The organism is Phytohabitans flavus, from assembly GCF_011764545.1.
Lineage (GTDB): Bacteria > Actinomycetota > Actinomycetes > Mycobacteriales > Micromonosporaceae > Phytohabitans > Phytohabitans flavus.
Map to the genome: position 1 here is coordinate 9,524,845 of NZ_AP022870.1, position 18,360 is coordinate 9,543,204.

The following is an 18,360-nucleotide window of genomic DNA, read 5'->3' on the forward strand; positions in this document are numbered from 1 at the left end:
GCCCCTGCGCAGGTCAGGCAGCCAGCGGTAGGAGCGTGTCGGCGGAGTTCTCCTCGTCGATCAGGTCACAGATGCGGTCGAGGCAGGTGCCACAGCCAGTGCCGGCGCCGCACGCGTCGCCCACGGACTCCTCGGAGCATGCCCCCAGCCGGATGGCGGCGCGGACCTCGCCCTCGCGGACACGGGCGCAGATGCAGACGTACATAGACAGCCCTTACTGTGGTTAGCCTGACCTCAGTAAGGTTGCCCTAAAAATGAAGGGTCACGCAAGGGGGCGCAGGCTCTTGAGGGCCGCGATGTCCGAGGCGTGGCCCACATATCCCTCGGTGGGCGTTTCCACGACGACGGGCACTCCCGCGGTCGCCGGGTGGCGCATCAGCTCGCCGAATGCGGCCTCGCCGATCATGCCCTTGCCGATCGTCTCGTGCCGGTCGCGGGTGGAGCCGCACGCGTCGCGTGAGTCGTTGGCGTGTACGAGCCACAGCCGGTCCTGGCCCACCGTCGCCACCAGCGCGTCGAGCGTCGCCGTCATGCCGCCCGGCGCGGCGAGGTCGTGCCCGGCCGCCCAGGCGTGGCAGGTGTCGAAACAGACGCCGAGCCACGGGTGGTGGTCGACCGCGTCCAGGTACGGCGCCAGGTGCTCCACCCGCGAGGCCAGCGAGCGTCCGCCGCCCGCGGTCGGCTCGACCAGCAGCTTCGGCCCGCCGGTCGCGGCAGCCCGGTCGAGCAGGGGAGCAGCACCTCGCGGACCTGCTTCATCGCCACCTCGGCGTGGCCCTCGTCGACCGCGCTGCCGGAGTGGAAGACAACCCCGGTGGCGCCGATGGCCGCGCCCCGGGTCAGTGCGTGCGCCAGCGTGTCCGCCGACCGCTCGACCGTGGCGGCCGTCGGCGAGCCGAGGTTGACCAGCAGGGACGCGTGGATGTACGCGGACAGCCCGCGCACGGCGCACCCGGCCAGGAACGCCTCGTCCTGCGCCGGGTCACCAGGCGGCAGCGCCCAGCCCCGCGAGTTGGAGACGTACACCTGGGCGACCTCGGACTCGGCGCCGTCCACGTACGGCAGGGCGGCCTTGGCCAGCCCACCGGCGGTGGGAGTGTGCGAGCCGACCGGCCGCCGCGCGCTGGGCGCGGACCCGGCGGCCGCACCACCACGCCGCCTAGAAGCAGCCAATGACGACCTCGGTGCCGGGCGCGACAGGGGTGTTCTCCGCCGGGTTCTGGACCTTCACGAAGCCGTTCGGGTTGAAGTCGACGCGTACCCGCAGGCCCTGCGCCTCAAGCTGCTGCTTGCCCTGCTGGCACGGGAGGTCGATGACCCGGGAGACGATGACCTGCGGCGGGCCCTTGCTGACCTCGAGCTTGATCTCCGCACCCTGCTCCACGCCGGAGCCGCTGGCCGGGGTCTGCCCGATCACCTCGTCCTTGGCCCGGTTGTCGTCCTTGTACTGCTCGACGACCACCAGGCCGAGCCCCTGGAGCTGGGCGCGGGCGTCGTTGATGTTCTTGCCGACGACCTCGGGCACGGTGATGGGTGCGCGGCCCTTGCTGACCGTCACGGTCACCGTGGTCCCGGGCTTGACCTCCGTGCCGGGCTTCGGGTCGGCGGCCAGGACGATGCCCTTGGGAAGCCGGTCGTCGAACCTGGCCGGGCCCTCCTTGAGGACCAGCTTGGCACCCTCCAGGTCGGCCGTGGCCTGGGCGAGGTCCTTGCCGACCACGTCGGGGACCTCGTAGCGCTCCGCGCCGAGCGAGAGGGTCAGCGTGAGCACGCCGCCCTTGACGATCCGTGACGTCGACGGCGGGTCCTGGGCGAGCACGACGTCCTTGGCGATCTCTTCGTCGTACCTGCCGTCCGCGTACCGGATCTCGAAACCGCCGCTCGTGGCCCGCGCCTCCGCCTCGGCCTTGGTCATGCTGACGAGTTCCGGGGCGACGGTGTACCGACCGAAGCCGGCCCACCAGATGCCGATCACCGCGAGCAGCAACAGGACCGCCGCGGCGGCCACGACCGCCAGCCGGGCGCGGGGATCGCCGAGCAGCCGCTGGCGGGCGCTGCCCAGCCGCCCCCCGGTGCCGTCGTCGGGTGGCTCGGCGGCGCGGCGGCGGCGCGGCGGCGGGGTCTTCTGGTCGGGCAGCCGGGCCCAGGAGGGGCGCTCGGCCGGCGAGACCGAGGCGACGACCTGGGTCGGCTGGGCCACCTGGTGCAGGACGGCGGTGCTCGCGTTGGCGGAGTTGCCCAGGTCGTCGCGGACCTGCTGCACCTCGGCGAGCAGCGCGCCGGCGTCGGTCGGCCGGGCGCCCGGGTCGCGCCGGGTGGCTCGGGCGACAAGGTCGTCGAGCGCCTCGGGCAGGTTGTGGACGATGGTCGAGGGCGGCGGCACGTCCCGGTCGACGTGCTGCCAGGCGACCTCGACCGGCTTGTCCCCGTCGTACGGCACGCGGCCGGTCAGCATCTCGAAGAGCACGATGCCCGCCGAGTACACATCCGTGCGGGCGTCGGCGTGACCGTTGGTGACGAGTTCGGGCGCCACGTACGCCACCGTGGCCATCAGCTGGCCGCCGGCCTCGTCGTCGGCGCTCGCCTCCACCGCCCGGGCCAGCCCGAAGTCGGCGACCTTGACGACACTGTCGACAAGATTGCCGGAGCCGCCGCTCGGCGCCTCGGCGACGAGCACGTTTTCCGGCTTGACGTCACGGTGCACGAGACCGGCCCGGTGCGCGGCGGCGATCGCGGAGAGCATCTGCTCAAGGATGGCCAGCGCCTCGCCGGGGTTGAGCCGGCGGCGCTCGGCCAGCACGTCGCGCAGGGTGCGGCCCCGCACGTACTCCATCACGAGGTACGGCAGGCCGCCATGAGTGCCCTGGTCATAGACGGCCACCACGTTGGGGTGGGTGAGCAGCGCGATGGTCTTGGCTTCGTCGGTGAACCGTTCGACGAACCGTGACTCCCGTACCTGGGCGGGGTTGATGATCTTGAGAGCGACCGTGCGCTCCAGACGCTCGTCGACGCCCATGTATACGGTCGCCATGCCACCACGGGCGACTCGACCGCGGATGCGGTAGCGCCCGTCGACCAGCGTGCCCAATAGCGTGTCGGCGACCTGTATCTCCATCGGCAGGCAGTCTATGTCTTCCTTCGGCTTGGTGGCAGGAGCCTATCCACCTGCGGGCGGCGGGTCACTCAGTTCGGGTGTGGGCTCGGGCGATGCGGAGGCCGTCGGCGCAGGTGGACTACTGCTCACGGGGGGATCCGGAGTCTCCGCGACCGGCGGCGGCGACGTGCGCGTGGGCACCGGCGGGGTCACGCAGGCGCAGGTCGGGCTCGGTGCCGGCCGTACCGGCGCGCGGCCGAGGCGGGCCCGCCCACTCGGGCTCGGCCCGGCACCGCCGCCCGCTTGCACCGGCACGCTCCGGCTCGGCGTCGGGCTCGGCACGGGCGACCCGCCCTGCGCGGTCGGTGTCGGCGATCCGACCGCGGCCACCACCGGGAGCCGGTCCGGCGGCGCATTGTCCGCACCGGCCAGCGCGCCGAGGCCGGTCACCACCGCGAAGTACGTGCCGGCCGCGCCGAGCAGCGAGAGCGTGCCCAATGTGGTCGCGGCGACGACCAGGCGCCGCGGCCGGGTCGCCGGCTCGTACTCCGGGTAGATCACGGCGGTCGGTGCGTTCTCGGCCGGCCGCGCCGGTCGCCGAGCGAGGTCGTACCGGAACGAGCGCCAGGCGCCCGACAGCTCAGGGCCTACCTTCCTCACGACAAGGTCCTTCCGGCGGCTGGTTCAGGGGGTGCTGGTGTGTGCCGGGTACGTCATGGGAGGGTGAGCGGGTGACCGATTCCGCACCGGCCTCTGCGTCACCGGCAGACGGTGGACCCGCCGTCTGGCTGACCCTGCCTGAGGTCGCCGAGCGCCTCGAGGTACCGGTCAACAAGGTCAACCAGATGATCCGCGACCACGCGTTGCTCGCCGTGCGGCGGGACGGCGTGCTGCGGGTGCCGAGTGAGCTCGTGGTTAACCGCACCGTGCTCAAGCACCTCCCCGGCGTCCTTACGCTGCTGCACGACGCTGGGTACAACGACGAAGAGGCGCTGCGGTGGCTCTACGAACCGGACGAGACCCTTCCGGGTAAGCCGGCGGACGCGCTCAGCACCGGCCGGGCGACCGAGGTCAAGCGGCGGGCGCAGGCGCTCGGCTTCTGACCGTGCCGCACCTGACCTACCTGGCCGTGCTCGCCGGCTGCCTCGCCGGGGCGCTGTGGCTGGAGCCGGTGCTGCGGGTGGGCGTCCTTCGGCAGTGGCGGCGCCTGCTGCTCACGCTCGTACCGGTCGTGGCCGTCTTCGTGGTGTGGGACCTGCTCGCGATCGCCGCCGGGCACTGGACCTTCGACCCGGCGCAGACCACCGGCGTGGTGTTCCCCGGCGGGCTGCCCCTGGACGAGCTGCTCTTCTTCGTCGTGGTGCCGATCTGCGCAATCCTAGGCTTCGAGGCGGTACGCAAGGTCGGCTCGCAGCGGACCCGGGGCGACCGATGACGTACACGGCGGCCGCACTGTTGGGCGTGGCGGGTGCGGTGGCCGTCGACGTCTTCGTGCTGCGTACGCGCCTGCTGCGGCGGTGGGTCTTCTGGGCGACGTACCCGATCATCGTGTTCTTCCAGCTGATCTCCAACGGGATCCTGACCGGGCGGGGGATCGTCCGGTACAACCCGGACGCGATCCTCGGGCCGCGCCTGGTCTACGCCCCGGTAGAGGACCTGCTGTTCGGTTTCGCCCTCGTGCTCCTGACGCTTTCGCTGTGGACCTGGTGGGGCCGCCGTGACCGGAGCGTGCCCGAATAGGGGCTTCGTGCCTCCGTGACCTGCCCCGACGGGCAGTGGACGGGGTTGCCTGTACGAGGCGCGCCGGGGACACTTCGCCAACAGGCGCGCGCGCCGGTGGGTCGGGGGGCCCGCGATCCGGCGTGGCGCGGGGGTGAAGGCTCAGGAGGGGGAGCCTGGTGACGATGGCGCGGCTCGCCGCGGTCCTTTCGGGCGGGCGCCCGCCGGGGATCTACCGCTGGCTGTCCCGGGCGCACCCGAGTGCCGTGCGGCGGGAGCTCACGGCCGCCGGCTGGGCGGTGCACCCGCTCGACGGGCGGGTGCTGGGCGGCCGGCTGGACCTGTTCGACCGCTGCGCGGAGGAGCTGGCGTTTCCCGGGTGGTTCGGGCGCAACTGGGACGCCTTCTTCGACTGCCTCCGCGACATGTCCTGGCTGGCCGGGCAGGGACACGTACTGCTGTGGGAGCAGTACGGCGGGCTGGCCCGGTCGGACCCGAAGGCGTGGCGCCAGGCGTACCAGGTCTTCGGCGAGGCGATCGCGGCCCGGCAGGAGGGCGCGGCGCCACCGCTGTACGTGCTGCTGCGCGGCGTCGGGCCGATCGAGGAGCCGGACGGCGACGGGACGATCCCGACGCTCTGACCCGGCGCCGCCGCGCGCCGGGCCTGCACGTCCTCGGGACGGCTTACCCGGTACGCGCGGTCGCCGCCGCGGCCAGGTCGGCGAGCACCTCGCGGGCCGCGGGGTCGATGTCGGCGGCGGCCAGCGCGTCAAGGGCGACCGTGGTCAGCTCGGTGATCCGGGCCTCGGTGCGGTCGAGCGCCCCGGTCGACGTGATCACCTCGCGGAGCGCGGCCACGCCCGCCTGGTCGAGCGCCGGGTCGCCGAGGCGCGCCTCGAGCACCGTCCGCTCCGCGTCGCCGGCCGCCTCGAAGGCCGCCACCACCAGGAAGGTGCGCTTGCCCTCGCGCAGGTCGTCACCGGCTGGCTTGCCGGTCTGCGCCGGGTCGCCGAACACGCCGAGCACGTCGTCCCGGAGCTGGAACGCCTCGCCGAGCGGCAGCCCGTACGCCGACAGGCCGCTGTGGACCTCCGGCAGCGCCCCGGCCAGCGCGGCGCCGAGCAGCAGCGGGCGCTCCACGGTGTACTTCGCCGCCTTGTACCGCGCGACCTTGCCGGCCAGCTCGATCGAGGTGTGCGCGGTGGCCTGGGCGAAGACGTCCAGGTACTGCCCGACCGTGACCTCGGTGCGCATCTCGTCGAAGACCGGTCGGGCCCGGACCAATGTCGTGGGCGGCAGGCCGCCGGCGTGCAGCATCTCGTCGGACCAGACCAGGCACAGGTCGCCGAGCAGGATCGCGGCCGAGTCGCCGAAGGTGTCCGGGTCGCCCCGCCACCCCTCCGCGCGGTGCCGCGCCGCGAACCGCCGGTGCACGGAAGGCTCGCCCCGCCGGGTGTCCGAGCGATCCATGAGGTCGTCGTGGATCAGCGCGCTGGCCTGCACGAACTCCAGCGCGGCCACGGTCGCCACGACCGGGTCGGAGTCGACGCCGCCGGCCGCGCGGTAGCCCCAGTAGGCGAACGCGGGCCGCAGCCGCTTGCCGCCGCCGAGCACGAAGTCTTCGAGCGCGTCGGCGATTGGTAGGACCGCGTCGTCAACTGTGGCGAGCCAGTCGCGACGGCGGGCTAGGAACTCGGTGAGCGCCTTGTCGACACGCGTACGCAGCTCGGCGCGGTCGACGGGCGACGAAGGGGGGTCGTCTTCGGCCACGTTACGACGCTAGTCGCTCCTGATCTGCGCTGCTTTAGGGGCCCCGGTCCGTGCAACTTCGGGCAGATAGGGTCGGCAGGCCGTGGCCAGCTCGGCGAACCTCCGGGCCTCGGGCACGTCGCGGTGTGCGGCCAGCCGGGGGCGCACGCCGACCACCTCGGCGGCCGCCCGCGCGGAGCCGGAGCGGACCGCGTCGAGCAGTGCGTCGCCGGCCACCTCGCCCGCCCGCTCCACCTCGCCGAGATCGAGGCAGACCCGGGCCAGCCAGGCGCCGTAGAGGGCGGCGGTGCGCGGCTGGCCGGTGCGGGACACGGCGGCGGTGAGCAGCGGCTCGGCCCGTAGCGGGCGGCCCAGCGCGGCCATGCAGCGGCCGGTCATCGCGGACAGCTCGGCCTCGTCCAGCCAGTACAGCCAGGGCGGGTCCTGTGCCGGATCGCGGCGGGCGGCCGCGGTGGCGGCCTGGCCGAGCGCGTCGTGCGCGGCCCGCCGCTCGCCGCAGAGTGCCGCGGCGAACGCCACCCGGTGCAGCAGCAACGCCCGCAGCGTGGCCGGGGCCGCGCGGCCCGCACCGGCCATCCCGCTACGGGCGAGCAGCAACGCCCCGCGCGGGTCGCCGTGGCCGGCGAGCAAGTGGCTGGCCGAGCCGAGCACGTGGGCCGCGAGCGGCCGGTCGCCGGCATCGGCGGCCGCGGCGAGGGCGGTGCGGTAGGCGGCGAGCGCGCCGGCCGGGTCGCCCGCGTCGGCGACCAGCCAGCCGGTGAGCTGCGCCGCCTCGGCCAGCAGCCCGAGCAGCCGACGGCTCGCCGGCACCCCTCCGGCCGGCCGAGCGCCGCACCCAGCTCGCGTCCGGCCGGCCCGGCCAGGTCGGTGCCGCCGACCAGGTCGTCCTGCCGGCGCAGGACCGCGACCGTGGCGGCCAGCGCGTCGGGATCGGCCCCGCCGCCGCGCCGCCCACTCGCGCCACCCGCCCGGCGCCCGCCGCCGGCCCGGGCGCCCGCCAGCCACCCGGTCAGCGTGTCCATGTGGGACGGTGCCGCTCCGGCCCGGTCGCGAGCGGACGCCGAGCCCCCAGAGCCGACCTCGGCCCGTGCGCCGGCCGGCTCCCGCGCGGCTGCGGCCCGCTCCGGTGCCCCGCTCCCACCCGTCGGCGCGGCGGCGGACGTGACCCGGCCGAGCGAGCCGGCCGGATCGGCCAGCCAGGCGTGAGCCAGGCGCAGCAGGTCGGCCTGGCCCTCGACGGGTGCCGGCGCGGGCGCGGCCCGTCGGGCGGGACCGCGGCGGGCGGCCTCGGCGGCGAGCGCCAGCTCGGCACTTGGCACGTCGAGCACGACCGCGAGCCAGCCCAGCCAGAAGTCGCCGGGGACCCGCTCGCCGCGCTCCCAACGGCTGATCTCGTGCCGGCTCACGGTGTGCAGGCCGGCGGCCGCGGTCAGCTGCTCGGCCACGCGCAGCTGCGACCAGCCGCGACCCAGCCGGAGCGCGGCCAACAGGGCGCCCAGCGAAGCGGGCGCGGTGGATGGTGATGGCGTGCCGCCCGGATCCCGGGCGGTGCGTCCCTCGGACACGGCTTCTCAGCCCCCTCGAGTGTCACGACCTCCTTGACGCACGTGCCGACCCCTCGGCCGCCCGGCAGCACCCGACCCCCGGGCGCCGCCGGGCGCCCCCGTAACCCCACTCGGGCGCCGCTCCCGGCCGGTGACTCCCGCGAGGGCGGGAGCGGACACCCGTGCTGGGTTCCTATCTACCGCGCGGGTACGACGTTTTCTGGTGCGGAAGATCCGTACGCCGGCCCGGGGAAGGTCACCCCCACGCTCTGAGACAGCCCGAGTGCGACCCGGGCACAACCGATACAGTCACTGGGTGGCACTCGGTCTCCCCTCCGTCCTCCCCGGTGGCTCCCAGCCATCGATCGGCGACCTGATCGCCGGGCCCGCGCCGACCTTCTCGTTCGAGTTCTTCCCGCCCAAGACGGCCGAGGGACAGCCGCTGCTGTGGCAGGCCATCCGGGAGCTGGAGCCGCTGCGGCCCTCGTTCGTCTCGATCACTTATGGGGCGGGCGGGACCACCCGCGACACCACCGTGGCGGTGACCGAGCGGGTCGCCACCGAGACCACGCTGCTGCCGATGGCCCACCTCACCGCGGTCAACCACTCGGTCGCCGAGCTGCGCCACGTGATCGGCCGGCTGGCCGGCGTCGGCGTGCGTAACGTGCTCGCGGTGCGCGGCGACCCGCCGGGCAACCCGATGGGCGAGTGGGTGCGGCACCCCGAGGGCGTGCTCTACGCGGCTGACCTGGTCCGGCTGCTCAAGGAGTCCGGCGACTTCTGCGTGGGCGTGGCCGCGTTTCCGTACAAGCACCCCCGCTCGCCCGACATCGCCAGCGACACCGCCCGGTTCATCGAAAAGTGCCGGGCCGGCGCCGACTTCGCGGTCACCCAGATGTTCTTCGACGCCGAGGAGTACCTGCGGCTGCGCGACCGGGTGGCCGCCGCCGGCTGCGACACCCCGATCGTGCCCGGCGTCATGCCGGTCACCCGGATGGCCACGATCGAGCGCTCCGAGCAGCTTTCCGGCGCACCGTTTCCGCCCGCGCTGCTGGAGCAGTTCGAGCGGGTCGCCGACGACGCGGACGCGGTGCGGCGGCTCGGCATCGAGCAGTGCAGCGAGATGTGCGCGCGGCTGCTCGACGAGGGCGTGCCCGGGATCCACTTCATCACGCTCAACCGCTCGACGGCGACCCGTGAGGTGTGGCAGAACCTTCCGGCCGGCGCCCGCGTCTGATCGGCCAGCCGGGCGGTTGATCAGAAAGTGGGACGGGGCCGCGGGCTGAGCTGGAACGACTACGCGGACAGGTGGGCCCAGCTGCACGGCGGGTTCGACCCGCGCAAGGCCGGGCCGCTGGTGCGTGGCTGGCTGCGCGTGTCGTACCTGATCGGCAAAGGGCTGGCCCGCATCGGCATCTCACCGGGCGGCGTCACGTTCGGCGGGCTGCTGCTCTGCGTCGCGGTGCCACTGCTCGTCCACCGTCCCGCCCTCGCCTCCGTGTTCGTGGTGCTGGCCGCGATGGCGGACAGTGTCGACGGTGCCACGGCAGTGGTCACCAACCGCGCCACCCGGCTCGGCTACCTCTACGACTCCCTCGTCGACCGCCTGGGCGAGGCGGCCTGGCTGATCGCCTTCTACCTGGTCGGGGCACCGGCCGTGCTGGTGGTCGCCGCCGGCGCGCTGTCCTGGCTGCACGAGTACGTCCGCGCCCGGGTGACCGCCGCCGGCATGCGCGACATCGGCGTGGTCACGGTCGGCGAGCGCCCGACCCGGGTGGCGATGGCGTTCGTGGGGCTGCTGCTGGCCGGTCTGGTCGACCCCGTACAAACCGAACTCCCAGCCGGCACGATCACGGTCGTCTCGGCCGTCTGGGTCCTCCTATCCCTGGTAGGCCTGCTCCAGTTGCTGGCCGCCTCCCACCGAGCCCTGAGGGGTTGATCAGGGAGTTTGCGGACGGACGCGCCGGCCGACACGCCCACCAAGTCCCTGATCAACGGGGAGACGCGGGGCCGATGGCTCTTGCGGTGATTTCCGCGCTCAGGGTTACTAGCGGGAGGCCGCCACCTGGGTGGACTGAGCCGCCTACCAGGAACAGGCCCTTGACTGGGCCGCGGTTTTTTGGGCGGGCCAGCTTCGCGGCCGTGCCGTAGATCGGGTCGCCGGGCGGCAGCACCTCGCGGAACACAAGGCGGTCGCGGACCGGCACACCTCGGCTCTCCAGCACGTCGAGGACCTGGTCCGCGTACGCCTCCGCCAGCCCCGGGCGGCGCCAGTCCACCGCATCCGGGGCGGTGCCCTGGCGGGCGGCGTTCACCAGCACGAACCATGCCTCGTGCCCGGCCGGCCGGACGAGCGGGTCGGCGGCCACCGTCACGTACACGGTCGGATCGGGGGCTGGCCGGGCCCGCACGCCGCGGCCGGGATCGCCGAAGACCGCGTCGAACTCGGCGTCGTAGTCGTCCGGGAAGTACACGTTGTGGTGCGCGAGGCCGGACTGGCCACGCATCCCCAGCAGCAGCACGAAGCCGGCGAGGCTGCGGTCGGCCAGCCGGGCCAGCCGGCGCGGTGTCGGGAGCAGGTCGCGGTAGACGTCGGCAGCGTCCACATCGGTCACCACGACGTCGGCGGGGATGCGTTCGGCGCCGGCGCGTACCCCGTGCACCCGGCCGCCCGAGGCGTCGATCGCGGTGACCGGGGTGCCGGTGCGGACGACCACGCCGAGGTCCAGGCAGCGGGACAGCAGCGCGCTGGCGAGCAGGGCGAGGCCGCCGGGCAGGTACCAGCCGCCGAAGGCCAGCTCCGCGTACGCCACCGCGAGCAGCGCCGCGGGCGCGCGGCGGGGGTCGGCGCCGGCGTACGTCGCGTACCGGTCGACGAACATCCGCAGCCGCGCGTCGCGCACGCCGACCCCGCGCAGCGACTGGCCGGGCCGGATCGCCCACATGTCGCGCAGCCGCCAGGCCAGCCGCATCATCGACAGTGGACCGTCCAATTCGGAGCGGAGCACGTGCCGCCACGAGGACTCCCAGATCCGCCCGGCCCGCCGCCACAGCGCCGCCCACTCCGCGGCCGCGTCCGCACCGAGCACCTTGCCGATCCGCTCGGCGAAGGCGTCCGGGTCGCGGCAGGAGTCGAGCACCGTGCCGTCCGGGAAGTAGTGGCGCACGATCGGGTCGAGCGGCACCGGATGGACAAGGTCGCCGAAGACCTCCGGCAGCGTCAGCAGGCTCGGGCCGGTGTCGAAGACGAAGCCGTCCCGCGCGTACCGGGCCAGCTTGCCGCCCACCGCCTCGGACCGCTCCAGCACGGTCACCTTGTGCCCGGCGCCGGCCAGCCGCATCGCCACGGACAGCCCGCCGACGCCCGCGCCCACCACGACCACCTTCACGGCCACACCCTCCGCCCGCGCCAGAGCAGCCGACCCCGCCGCCGCTCGCGGTAGGACCGCATCACCAGCCATGCGAACACCACGGTCGAGACCGGGTGGGCCACCGCGTCAGGCCAGGCCCGACCCCCGGTCGCCCGGGCCGCCACCACACGACCCAAAACGCCCAGGAGGTACGCGCACAGCCCGGCCGCCGGCGTGACCGCGACCAGGATAGGCGGGGCGGTGTACAGGAGCAGAAGCAGGAGCACGACGGCGGCCGCGCCCAGCGGGGAGCCGAATGCGGCCCACAGCGACTTGGTGTACCCGGCCACGAGCTCGCCCCACGAGCCGTACATGCGGCAGGTCGCCAGCGCGGAACCGTCGGCGAGCGCGATCCGCCCGCCGGCCCCTTTGACCGCGCGGGCGAGGGCCACGTCCTCCAGCACCTGGTCGCGTACGCCCGCGTGGCCGCCCGCCCGGTCGTACCCCGCCCGATCCACGACCAGGAACTGCCCGCCCGCCGCGGCCAGGGAGGGGCGCGGCGAGCGTTCCATCGCGCGCAGCGGCAGGAACGTCAGCCACGACCACTGCAACAGCGGCTGCACGAGCCGCTCGCCGACCGTCTGGGCCACGATCTTCGGGTACGGCGAGAGCAGGTCCACCCCGGCCGCCCGGAGCTCGGTGACGGCGGCCGCCACGGCGTGCGGGGCGAGCACCACGTCGGCGTCCACGAAGACGAGCGCGGTGGCGTCCGGCGCGAGGGCGGCGAGCTGATGGCAGGCGTACGGCTTGCCGAGCCAGCCCGGTGGCAGGGGAGCGCCTTCCTCGACGCGGAGGCCGTGCGCGCGGACCAGGTCGGCGGTGCCGTCGGTGGAGCCGTCGTCCAGCACGATCACCTCCAGCCGGGGCACGCCCCGCTGGGCCCTCAGCCCGCGCAGGCACGGCTCCACCCGATCGGCCTCGTCCCGCGCCGGCAGGAGGAGGGCGACGTGCTCATCCACTGTGGATCCCGCCGTGGGGCGCCGGAGCAGCCGCGCGTTGACCACGGTGTGCGCGGTGAGCGCCGCGACCACCGCCACGAGCAGCCAGGTCACGCCGGCTCCCGCCGCAACTCCGGCTCCTGCCGCGACGGCGGCTTCTGCCGCAGCGACAAGGCCAGGGGCGCGGCGAGCAGGCCCATGCCGAGCATGCCCCACAGTGCCGAGCCGGGCAGGTCCAGGAAGACCGCGTGGGCCAGGGTGCTGGCGGCGTACGTCCAGAGGTAGAGCGCGTACATCGGCGCGTCGTCCGGGCCGGGTCCGGCCGCGGCGGTGCGGACGAGGGCGGCCATCACAAGTGCAACCGCGAGCCAGCCGAGGTAGTTGCCGGCCGGTACGCCGGGGACGCCGGGCAGGGTGGGGTGCGGGTGGGCCCAGGTCCAGTACCCCTCGGCGACCATCTGCGGGTCGAGGAAGAGGTCCCAGGCGGCGAGCCCGACCGCGGCGAGCACCACCCGGGCCGGCGTGGAGCGGGTGACCCGTACCGCCGCGAGCCAGGCCGGCCAGGCCATCCAGGTCCAGGCGAGCGGCACGACAAGGGATACGCCGGCCAGCCGGGGCCGAGGTCGGTGGAGTAGGCGTACTCGCCGAACGGGAAGCCGGTCGCCACGCCGAGCGCCTCGACCGCGAAGCCGCCGCCGGTGGTCACCGCGACGAGCCGAGCGGTCGCGCGCGGGCCGCGGGTGAGCAGCGCGTGGCTCACCGATGCCGTGTACCCGAGCACGACGGTGGCCACGGTGACCGCCGCGCGGGCGCCGCCGCCCGTGAGCGGGTAACTGACCTGGACGAGGACCAGCCCGCCCAGCAGGGCCCAGGGCAGGCGGCGTCTCACCGGGTCACGTGGGCAGGGGGAGCTGCCGCCCCAGCACCGCGAACGCCCGCTCGTCGCCGGGGAAACGGAAGTCGCGCAGCACGTCGACGAAGTCGAAGCGCCGGTACAGCCGCCAGGCCCGCGACTCCGACTCGTCGGCCTCCGGTGTGGAGAGCAGCGTTGTCGCGCCGGTGGCCATGCGCAGCAGCGTACGCAGCTGGCGGGCGCCCACGCCGTGCCCCTGCGCGGCCGGGCGGACGTGCAGCTCGACCACCTCGAAGCAGTCGGTGAGCCAGGTCTTGCGTGCCTCCTCGGTCAGCGCGCCCCGCACCTGGTCGTGCCACCACTGCCCGGTCGCGGACGTGTACCCGTAGCCGAAGCCCACCAGGTGGCCGTCGCGGGTGAGCGTGGCGACCGCCCGGAACCCGGGTCGCCGGGCGTGGGTGGCGATGTAGCCGCGCCGCGCCTCCAGCAGCTCGGCACGGTAGCCCATCGCCTCGCCGTACACCGCGACGACGTCGTCCAGCCGCCTGGTGAGGTCGTCCGGCATCCACGGCACCAACCTCATGCGCGCCCGCGCTCCCCTCCGTCGCTCCAGCCCACGACCTTACGGTCGCCCATGACGTCCAGTACGGCGAACCGAGCGAACAGGTCCTCCGCGTACCACCCTTCGGTCGGTGTACGGAGGATCGCCGTCCGGTGCTCGGGGTGACGGTACGCGAACTCGACCAGGTCTGCGGTGTTCCGCCACACGCTGACCGTGCCCTGCCAGCCGATCGGCGCCTCACCGATGCCGAAGCGGGTGAGCAGTCCCGGCGCGGCGCCCACTGCGGCGGCGACCGGCGGGATCGCGCGCCAGAACGTGACCGCCCGGCGTGGACGGAGCCGGGCGCGGGTGAGCGCGAGTACGGTCCCCTCGGCGGTGCCCCTGGGCGTCCCGAACGGCTCGATCCCCGACCACCGCCCCGGCTGGCGAGCGGGCGCAGGTCGATCCGCACCTGGCCGGTGGCGAGGCGGGCCCAGGCGCGGGCCACGGGCGAGCCGGCGAAGTCGTCCGCCGCCGCGGCGCCGGCCCACACCACGAGCGCGGCGTATCGGGTCAGGTCGGCGTCCGTGGGCCCGAAGCTCTGGCCGGTACCTGTGCCGAGGAGCTTGGCGAAGCGGACGCCGGGCGTGGCGCGCAGCCGGCCCCGGTCGAGGGCCATCCGGGCCAGCGCGCGCGGCACCGCGCGGCGGGGGACCCGCCACGCGTGCAGCGTCACGAACGGCGTCACTCGACCTCGGCCGGGCTCCCTGCGGTGATCCGGACCAGCTCGGCGTACGTGGTGGGGAAGACCGCCTGGGGTACGCCGCCGGCGGCCCAGATCTCGCCGTACTGCTCCAAGGCGGTGTCGACGAGCGTGCGGAGCGGCTTGGGGTGGCCGAGCGGCGCGACCCCGCCGATGACCTGGCCGGTGTGCGTACGGACGAAGTCGGGCGTGGCCCGCTTGAGCTTGCCCATGCCCAGGTCGGCGGCGACCTTGGCGGTGTCCACCCGGTGCGCGCCCGAGGTCAGTACCAGCAGCGGCTCGCCATCCGCGTCGAAGATCAGGGAGTTGGCGATCTGCCCCACCTCGATGCCCAGGGCGGCCGCGGCCGCCGCCGCGGTGTGTACGGCCTCGGGCAGCAGCCGCACCTCGCTGGGCCGGCCGGAGCCGTCGCGGGCGTCCGCGCCGAGCAGGGCGTCTTGTACGGCCTGCACGTTCGGGTGTGTGGACATGCCGACCATCTTGCTGCCTAACCCGTCGGGACGGCGACGGCTTTCTCCTCGGCGGCGGCCTGTTTCGGAGGCGGTGGGGCGACCCGGGCGGTCTCGGCGAGCGCCACGCCGGCCAGGACGAGCGCGCCGCCGGACAGCTGGGCCGTGTTGAGTGCCTCGCTCCCGCCGAGCGTGATCCATGCCACAGCCGAGGCGATCACCGGCTCGACCATGCCGATGATGCCGACGCTGGTCGCCGGCAGGTGCCGGAGCGCGGCGGCGAGCAGCAGGTACGGCGCGATCGAGCCGAGCACCACCACGTACCCGAGAAGCAGCGCGACCGGCACCCCGCCGGAGGTGGTCTCCGCCAGCGGCGCCCAGCCACCCCGCGTCGGGGCGACGGCCTGCGTGAGCAGGCCGGCCACGGCGGCGGCCCCGAACGCCCACGTGGTGAGCGACAGCGTGTCCCGGCGTGCCACCCCGTGCGCGCCGAGCAGGTAGTAGGCCGCGAGGAGCACGGCCGCGCAGAGGCCGGCGAGCACGCCCAGCCCGTCGAGGCTGAGCTCGCCCCACACCTCGGCCACGCAGGCGAGCCCGACGAGGCTGAGCGCGAGCCCGCCCCACAGCCGCGGCCGTACGGGCTGGCGCTGGCCGAAGCGCACCCAGAGCGCCACGAAGAGCGGCGCGGTGTACTCGAACAGCAGTCCGATGCCCACCGGCAGCCGGGAGATCGAGATGAAGTAGAGCATCGGGACGAGGAAGAAGCCGGCCAGCCCGTATCCGGCCAGGAGCGGCAGGTCGTGGCGGGTGACCGCGAGGCGCCGGCCGCGGCCGAGCAACAGCGTGATCGCCAGCAGGCCGAGGAGGGCACCGGCGGCCCGGAGGAAGGCCAGCTGGGGCGGCTCGATGCCGGCGCGCAGCACCACCTTGGAGACGGTGCCGTTGACCGCGAACAGCGTGCCGGAGACGACCACCATGGCCACTCCCAGCGCGGGCTTCCTCGTCACGGAGGTGACGCTACCGGCCGACTGTCAGGAGTGGAATCGCATTGTGGTCGTTACCTCTCGGGAACGCCCGACGGCATGCCGCCGGACGTTGCGTTTTTGTCGTAGGGGAGGTGTACTGTCCTTGGTAGTTCGAACGACTGTTCGAATGACTCGGGTGGAGCGGTTCGCGACGCACCTCCCGAGGGCGGTTCGCGGAGACCGCGTGCGGGTCCTGGACATTCGCGGGTCCAGGCCCTCAGGCAGGACGTTGCTCGCCTCCCCCGACCCCCGGGCGGCGAGCAGCGGCCTCGCCGGCCGAGCCGGCCGGGTGTGAGGAGGGGAAGCGTTCACGCCCGGCCGGCGCCGTCGACAGGACATCGCCGAGGAGAGAGTCCCATGCCGACCAGTACTGCTCAGGCACCCACCGTGCCCGCTGGCGTGCTGCCGCACCGCACTCCCGCCGAGCTGCTCGTCCTTGCCCGGCACGGGCTGGAGGAAGCGGCACAGACCCGCCCTGACGGCCTGCGGTATGCCGCGGCCCACCTGTCCGCCCTGCGCGCCGCGGCCGCCATGCTCGCCGCCCGCGCGCAGCCGGCGCCCGTCCGGCGCAACCGCGTCACCAGCGTCTGGACGCTTCTGCTGATGGTGGCGCCCGAGCTGCGTGAGTGGGCCACCTACTTCGCCGCCGGGGCCAGCAAGCGCGCCGCGGCACAGGCCGGCATCCCGCGCGTGGTCACCAGCCGCGAGGCCGACGACCTGCTGCGCGCCGCCGAGCAGTTCGTGGCGGTGGTCGAGGTCGCCCTCGGCCTGGCGCACCAGCCCGCCCTGGACGGTCTGGCCGCTGCCTGACCTGTCGCACGTTCGTCTGTAAGCCGCATACCAGGAAGTAAGCCGCGTACCAGGAAAGCGAGTAAGGCCATGGCGGGCCAGGCGACTCTCCGGTCCGCCACGGTCGCCGGGCTGGTCCGGCCGGCCAGCGACCCGGACGTCACGGGACGGCACCGTGTGCTGCCGGTGGCGTCCCCGCTGGGCGTGCTCCTGCCCGGCGGCGGCCTGCGCCGGGGCACCACCGTCGCGGCCGGCGGCCTCCCCGATGGCGGGCTGCCCGCCGGCGGCGCGCTGGGCGGCAGCTCCGCCCTGGTGCTCGCGCTGATCGCGGAGGCGTCCCGGACCGGCTCGTGGTGCGCGATGGTCGGCATCCCCACCTTCGGCGCGGTCGCCGCCGCCGACGCCGGCATCGCACTCGACCGCCTGGCTCTGGTGCCCAACCCCGGCCCGGAGTGGGCCGCGGTGGTCGCCGCCCTGATCGACGGCATCGACGTGGTGGTCATCGCCGTCCCCGGCACGGTGCCCGCCGCCATCGCCGGCCGCCTGGCCGCCCGCGCGCGGCAGCGGGGGAGCGTGCTCGTGCCGTATGGGCGGTGGGACGGCGCCGACGTGACGCTCCAGGTGGTCCGCAGCGACTGGGAGGGCCTGGGCGAGGGCCGCGGCCGCCTCCGCCAGCGCCGCGTGACGATCGTCGCCCGCGGCAGGGGCGCGGCCGCCCGCCCCAAGGAGATCACCGTCTGGATGCCCGGCTCCGACGGCCAACCAGTGGTCGCGGTCGTCGACGTCGAGACCGCAACCCGCGCCGCGGCCCGCCGCGCCACGCTAACCCTGATCCGCTGACCCCTTCTCGCCGATGGCGGGCGATGTCGATTAGTCGTTACTGGTCCAGCGCGCAGTCACTGATTCAATGTCGCTCAGGAGTAGTTTCCAACTCGCGAGCTGTGTTATCGGACCGTTCCTGTCGAGGCGTTCCAGCAACTGGCGCCGATTCTGCGGAAAGCGTTTGCGAAGGCTGTCTCGGCGGCGGCCGGTCACGTTCGCGGCGGTCAACAGACACTGGTCGAGCAATTCCTTGGGGTCTGCTATCGATTCCACTTGATGTGCTTTCGGGAGGCCCAGGTCGGTCTTCCCTCGTGGATTACCGGCGACTCGCCGAATTGCTGACTCGTCGAGCAGGAGCCAGGCCTCGGTCATGCGTACAGGAATCACTGGAACTAGCGCCGAAGCTAGGTTATTGCTGCGCAACGCGCCTTCTACCTCGGTCCGCCGAGCTGCGGCCCCGCGTTGTCCGCGTCCCTGTGGACGACAACGACATCGACTTGTTCTCCTACGAGCTCACTCCCGGCGCGAATTCTGGACCCGACATCCTTGGCCACCTTCGGCAGCATGGAGAAGTCGGGCCTGCTCAGGTAAACAGAGAATCCATGGTCAAGGAATATCGACTGCACAATGTCGGCCAATGGGA

General features: G+C 74.0%; 20 protein-coding genes and 4 pseudogenes. 9 read left to right on the forward strand and 15 right to left on the reverse strand.

Translation table 11 applies throughout. The features are described 5' to 3' along the window. Positions 1-13 precede the first annotated feature (13 nt). The 4 genes and pseudogenes from Pflav_RS42405 to Pflav_RS47010 form a co-directional block, all read right to left on the reverse strand. Positions 14-205: a (2Fe-2S)-binding protein gene (locus Pflav_RS42405; protein ID WP_173042085.1), complete on the reverse strand. Its 192-nt coding sequence runs from the start codon at positions 203-205 to the stop codon at positions 14-16. A gap of 57 nt (positions 206-262) precedes the next feature. Next, positions 263-1,173: pseudogene (locus Pflav_RS42410) on the reverse strand (deoxyribonuclease IV). After that, a complete protein-coding gene (pknB, locus tag Pflav_RS42415) occupies positions 1,160-3,115 on the reverse strand; it encodes a Stk1 family PASTA domain-containing Ser/Thr kinase (RefSeq protein ID WP_173042086.1) in 1,956 nt (651 codons plus the stop codon). Before pknB ends, Pflav_RS42410 begins: the two are co-directional and overlap by 14 nt. A gap of 42 nt (positions 3,116-3,157) precedes the next feature. Next, positions 3,158-3,754 (reverse strand): hypothetical protein, encoded by a 597-nt coding sequence (locus Pflav_RS47010; RefSeq protein ID WP_232072571.1) that lies wholly within the window; start codon positions 3,752-3,754, stop codon positions 3,158-3,160. Between the two features lie 71 nt (positions 3,755-3,825). Here Pflav_RS47010 and Pflav_RS47015 point away from each other — a divergent pair, with 71 nt between their 5' ends. The 4 genes from Pflav_RS47015 (at position 3,826) to Pflav_RS42440 (ending at position 5,454) form a co-directional block, all read left to right on the forward strand. After that, positions 3,826-4,197, forward strand: a complete 372-nt coding sequence (locus tag Pflav_RS47015) for an Rv2175c family DNA-binding protein (protein WP_232072573.1) — start codon at positions 3,826-3,828, stop codon at positions 4,195-4,197. Positions 4,198-4,199: 2 nt separating this feature from the next. After that, complete coding sequence (locus tag Pflav_RS42430) at positions 4,200-4,529, forward strand: lycopene cyclase domain-containing protein (protein WP_173042089.1); 330 nt, start codon at positions 4,200-4,202, stop codon at positions 4,527-4,529. Continuing rightward, positions 4,526-4,834 carry a lycopene cyclase domain-containing protein gene (locus Pflav_RS42435; RefSeq protein WP_173042090.1) on the forward strand — a complete coding sequence of 103 codons (309 nt, stop codon included), beginning with the start codon at positions 4,526-4,528 and terminating at the stop codon, positions 4,832-4,834. The genes Pflav_RS42430 and Pflav_RS42435 overlap by 4 nt, the downstream gene beginning before the upstream one ends. Before the next feature lie 164 nt (positions 4,835-4,998). Further along, positions 4,999-5,454, forward strand: coding sequence for a barstar family protein (locus Pflav_RS42440; RefSeq protein WP_232072817.1), 456 nt, complete (start codon positions 4,999-5,001; stop codon positions 5,452-5,454). Positions 5,455-5,497: 43 nt separating this feature from the next. On the opposite strand, the gene Pflav_RS42445 is transcribed toward Pflav_RS42440, so the two are convergent. Further along, complete coding sequence (locus Pflav_RS42445; RefSeq protein WP_173042092.1) at positions 5,498-6,583, reverse strand: polyprenyl synthetase family protein; 1,086 nt, start codon at positions 6,581-6,583, stop codon at positions 5,498-5,500. 9 nt (positions 6,584-6,592) lie between these two features. Beyond that, positions 6,593-7,393, reverse strand: a complete 801-nt coding sequence (locus Pflav_RS47020) for a hypothetical protein (protein WP_232072834.1) — start codon at positions 7,391-7,393, stop codon at positions 6,593-6,595. A 99-nt stretch (positions 7,394-7,492) separates the two neighbouring features. Between Pflav_RS47020 and Pflav_RS47025 the strand changes: the two genes are divergently transcribed. After that, positions 7,493-7,789 (forward strand): hypothetical protein, encoded by a 297-nt coding sequence (locus Pflav_RS47025; protein ID WP_232072835.1) that lies wholly within the window; start codon positions 7,493-7,495, stop codon positions 7,787-7,789. Between the two features lie 152 nt (positions 7,790-7,941). On the opposite strand, the pseudogene Pflav_RS48280 reads toward Pflav_RS47025, so the two are convergent. After that, positions 7,942-8,148 (reverse strand): annotated as a pseudogene (locus Pflav_RS48280) (helix-turn-helix domain-containing protein); the annotation flags it as partial. 295 nt (positions 8,149-8,443) lie between these two features. On the opposite strand from Pflav_RS48280, the gene metF reads away from it, so the two are divergent. Beyond that, positions 8,444-9,364 carry a methylenetetrahydrofolate reductase [NAD(P)H] gene (gene metF, locus Pflav_RS42455; RefSeq protein WP_173042093.1) on the forward strand — a complete coding sequence of 307 codons (921 nt, stop codon included), beginning with the start codon at positions 8,444-8,446 and terminating at the stop codon, positions 9,362-9,364. 27 nt (positions 9,365-9,391) lie between these two features. Then, positions 9,392-10,066 carry a CDP-alcohol phosphatidyltransferase family protein gene (locus Pflav_RS42460; RefSeq protein WP_232072575.1) on the forward strand — a complete coding sequence of 225 codons (675 nt, stop codon included), beginning with the start codon at positions 9,392-9,394 and terminating at the stop codon, positions 10,064-10,066. Positions 10,067-10,118: 52 nt separating this feature from the next. Here the strand turns inward: Pflav_RS42460 and Pflav_RS42465 are convergent, their stop codons facing one another. From Pflav_RS42465 to Pflav_RS42495, 7 genes and pseudogenes are all read right to left on the reverse strand, one after another. After that, positions 10,119-11,522, reverse strand: coding sequence for a phytoene desaturase family protein (locus Pflav_RS42465; RefSeq protein ID WP_415624411.1), 1,404 nt, complete (start codon positions 11,520-11,522; stop codon positions 10,119-10,121). Next, positions 11,513-12,589, reverse strand: coding sequence for a glycosyltransferase family 2 protein (locus Pflav_RS42470; RefSeq protein ID WP_173042095.1), 1,077 nt, complete (start codon positions 12,587-12,589; stop codon positions 11,513-11,515). Before Pflav_RS42470 ends, Pflav_RS42465 begins: the two co-directional genes overlap by 10 nt. Then, positions 12,586-13,364: pseudogene (locus tag Pflav_RS42475) on the reverse strand (carotenoid biosynthesis protein). The gene Pflav_RS42470 and the pseudogene Pflav_RS42475 overlap by 4 nt, the downstream one beginning before the upstream one ends. A gap of 4 nt (positions 13,365-13,368) precedes the next feature. Next, positions 13,369-13,911: a GNAT family N-acetyltransferase gene (locus Pflav_RS42480; protein WP_173042096.1), complete on the reverse strand. Its 543-nt coding sequence runs from the start codon at positions 13,909-13,911 to the stop codon at positions 13,369-13,371. After that, positions 13,908-14,617 (reverse strand): annotated as a pseudogene (locus Pflav_RS42485) (monooxygenase). Before Pflav_RS42485 ends, Pflav_RS42480 begins: the two are co-directional and overlap by 4 nt. Then, positions 14,614-15,102: a YbaK/EbsC family protein gene (locus Pflav_RS42490; protein ID WP_173042097.1), complete on the reverse strand. Its 489-nt coding sequence runs from the start codon at positions 15,100-15,102 to the stop codon at positions 14,614-14,616. The pseudogene Pflav_RS42485 and the gene Pflav_RS42490 overlap by 4 nt, the downstream one beginning before the upstream one ends. Before the next feature lie 17 nt (positions 15,103-15,119). Continuing rightward, positions 15,120-16,088 carry an EamA family transporter gene (locus Pflav_RS42495; RefSeq protein ID WP_197938882.1) on the reverse strand — a complete coding sequence of 323 codons (969 nt, stop codon included), beginning with the start codon at positions 16,086-16,088 and terminating at the stop codon, positions 15,120-15,122. Positions 16,089-16,463: 375 nt separating this feature from the next. On the opposite strand from Pflav_RS42495, the gene Pflav_RS42500 reads away from it, so the two are divergent. Beyond that, positions 16,464-16,916, forward strand: coding sequence for an SAV_6107 family HEPN domain-containing protein (locus tag Pflav_RS42500; RefSeq protein WP_173042098.1), 453 nt, complete (start codon positions 16,464-16,466; stop codon positions 16,914-16,916). A 69-nt stretch (positions 16,917-16,985) separates the two neighbouring features. Continuing rightward, on the forward strand, positions 16,986-17,735 hold the full coding sequence (locus Pflav_RS42505) for a hypothetical protein (RefSeq protein ID WP_332107848.1): 750 nt from the start codon (positions 16,986-16,988) through the stop codon (positions 17,733-17,735). A gap of 30 nt (positions 17,736-17,765) precedes the next feature. Here the strand turns inward: Pflav_RS42505 and Pflav_RS42510 are convergent, their stop codons facing one another. Next, positions 17,766-18,089: a hypothetical protein gene (locus Pflav_RS42510; protein ID WP_197938883.1), complete on the reverse strand. Its 324-nt coding sequence runs from the start codon at positions 18,087-18,089 to the stop codon at positions 17,766-17,768. Between the last annotated feature and the right edge of the window lie 271 nt (positions 18,090-18,360).